Source organism: Microcoleus sp. M2_D5, from assembly GCF_036701935.1.
Classification (GTDB): domain Bacteria; phylum Cyanobacteriota; class Cyanobacteriia; order Cyanobacteriales; family Microcoleaceae; genus Microcoleus.
This window is the reverse complement of the sequence record NZ_JAUBRP010000095.1, coordinates 1-2,264: the sequence shown is the minus strand read 5'-3', so window position 1 is coordinate 2,264 and position 2,264 is coordinate 1. Positions and strand designations below refer to the sequence as shown.

The following is a 2,264-nucleotide window of genomic DNA, read 5'->3' as shown; positions in this document are numbered from 1 at the left end:
CACAGGCGGGACGCCCGTGCCACAATCAATTGCACAGGCGGGACGCCCGTGCCACAATCCACTTCACAGGCGGGACGGCTGTGCCACAATCCACTTCACAGGCGGGACGCCCGTGCCACAATCCACTTCACAGGCGGGACGCCTGTGCCACAATCAATTTTAAAGATAAATCTTTTTTGGCTTACGCTGACACTAAACTTAAATCGTATCCATAGGCTTTTTGAATATTGGCTGCGGTGAGCACTTCCTGGTAGGAACCGCTCGCAATTAACTGCTTGTTGAGCAATAATAAATTGTCGTACTGTTTTAACGTTTCGCCTAAATCGTGGCTGATTACTAGCAATGTTTTATTTTCTGCTTTTAGTTCGGCAAAAATATCGAAAATAATTTCTTCGGTTGCTTGGTCGATCGCGTTAAAAGGTTCGTCGAAGAAGAATAAATCGGCTTGTTGGGCGATCGACCTTGCTAAGAAAATCCGCTGCTGCTGTCCGCCAGACAGTTCGCCAATTTGCCGAGCGCGCAAATCCCACATTCCTACCCTCCGCAAAGCAGCTTTCACCAATTCTTGCGACTGCTTCGAGGGGCTGCGAAACCAGCCAGTCTGGACGGTTCGCGCCATCATCACCGCATTCCACACCGTAATCGGATAATCCCAGTCAATTTGCGATCGCTGCGGCACATAAGCCACCCGCGATAACTGCTGCTTCAACAGCCGCCCCTGATATTTCACCAAACCCCGACAAGCCGGGATCAATCCCAGCATCGCTTTCACCATCGTGCTTTTCCCCGCGCCGTTGGGGCCGAACACACCCGTTAATTGTCCGGGATCTAACTGGAAATTCACGCTGTTGAGGGCTGCAATTCCGCGATAATTGACAGCCAAGTCTTGCACTTCTAGCATAATTAGAGATTTTGAGAACGATTCTTGTTCGTAGCTACTACAATAGGATAACTCGAAAAAGCAATAATGATTATCGTTCCAAAGGTGAAAATGTTAAAGAACTTGCCTGGAAAAACCCGCAGATTGTGCGGTGCGGCTGTTTTGGCAATTGGCTGCGGACTGGTTGGCTGCAGTGGAGGACAGAACGCAACCAATCCGGTGTCAGAGAGTCCCGCCGCAACTCAAACTCAAGCCAGTCGGGCCGCCAACTTGCCCAAAGTCGTCGCCACGACTGGCGTTATCTGCAACATAACTAAAGAAATCGCTCAAAGTTCGATCGACACCACCTGTCTAATCAAGCCGGGAGACGACCCCCACGCCTATCAAACCAAGCCGGAAGACCGCAAAGCGATTGAAACCGCAAATCTGATTTTATACGGAGGCTACAACCACGAACCCAGCATCATTAAGTTAATTCAATCTAGCAGTAATTCCGCACCCAAAATCGCCGTACACGAACTCGCAGTTCCCAAACCGCTGATAGGCGAACACGAACACGAACACGGCGAAGAGAAAGCGGAAAATGAAGCCCATGCAGAAGGGGAAAAAGTCCCTGACCCTCACGTTTGGCATAACCCTCAAAATGGCATCCGTATGGTAGAAACAATTCGGGATAAATTGATCGAAGTTTCCCCCGCCAATGCTCAACTTTATACCAAAAATGCAGCCAGCTTAACAGATGAGTTGCAAAAAGTAGATACTTGGATCAAAGCTCAAATTGCGACTATTCCAGCCCAAAAACGCAAGTTAGTAACAACTCACGATGCTCTGAGTTACTATGCCGATGCTTACGGTTTGGAGATGGCTGGAGCTTTGCAGGGTGTGACAACAGAGGAACAGCCCACCGCCGCAAGAATTGCCGAATTATCCTCAGAAATTAAGACCGCAGGAGTGCCGACAATTTTTGCCGAAACCACAACTAATCCGAAGTTGATGGAGACTGTGGCGAGGGAGGCAAATGTCAAAATTTGGGACAAGGAACTTTACAGCGACGAGTTGGGCGGCCCCGGCACCGGTGCTGATACTTATCAGGGAATGCTGAAAACCAATACTTGCACGATTATTTCTGGCCTCGGCGGCAATTGTACTTCCTTTGCAGGAGAAACTGCACCAAATCCCAAACCATAGACTGTCTCAAGTTCGCCTATTAGCAAGCACCTTGCATTTTCTGGGTACGCAGCAAAATGCAGGGTTTGCAATCGCAGGGGTTTTCGATTGCAAACGCTGCGTTTGCTGCGATGACTTTAAGGATCGCGAATTAAATAACTTATAATTTTAATTGTTATTGTGGGATGGGCGTCCCGCCCGTCCACTCATGACGGGC

Annotated in this window: 2 protein-coding genes; one reads left to right on the top strand and one right to left on the bottom strand. The window is 49.0% G+C overall.

Annotated elements, in window-relative coordinates; all coding sequences use genetic code 11:
- Window positions 1-181: 181 nt before the first annotated feature.
- Window positions 182-901 (bottom strand): metal ABC transporter ATP-binding protein, encoded by a 720-nt coding sequence (locus QUA50_RS26360; protein WP_333268077.1) that lies wholly within the window; start codon window positions 899-901, stop codon window positions 182-184.
- Between the two features lie 66 nt (window positions 902-967).
- Here QUA50_RS26360 and QUA50_RS26355 point away from each other — a divergent pair, with 66 nt between their 5' ends.
- A complete protein-coding gene (locus tag QUA50_RS26355) occupies window positions 968-2,068 on the top strand; it encodes a metal ABC transporter solute-binding protein, Zn/Mn family (RefSeq protein ID WP_333268078.1) in 1,101 nt (366 codons plus the stop codon).
- Window positions 2,069-2,264: the final 196 nt, after the last annotated feature.

Excerpts from the sequence above, each read along its gene's own strand:
- QUA50_RS26360 (WP_333268077.1), bottom strand. The coding sequence starts at position 901 with ATGCTAGAAGTGCAAGACTTGGCTGTCAATTATCGCGGAATTGCAGCC.
- QUA50_RS26355 (WP_333268078.1), top strand. The coding sequence starts at position 968 with ATGATTATCGTTCCAAAGGTGAAAATGTTAAAGAACTTGCCTGGAAAA.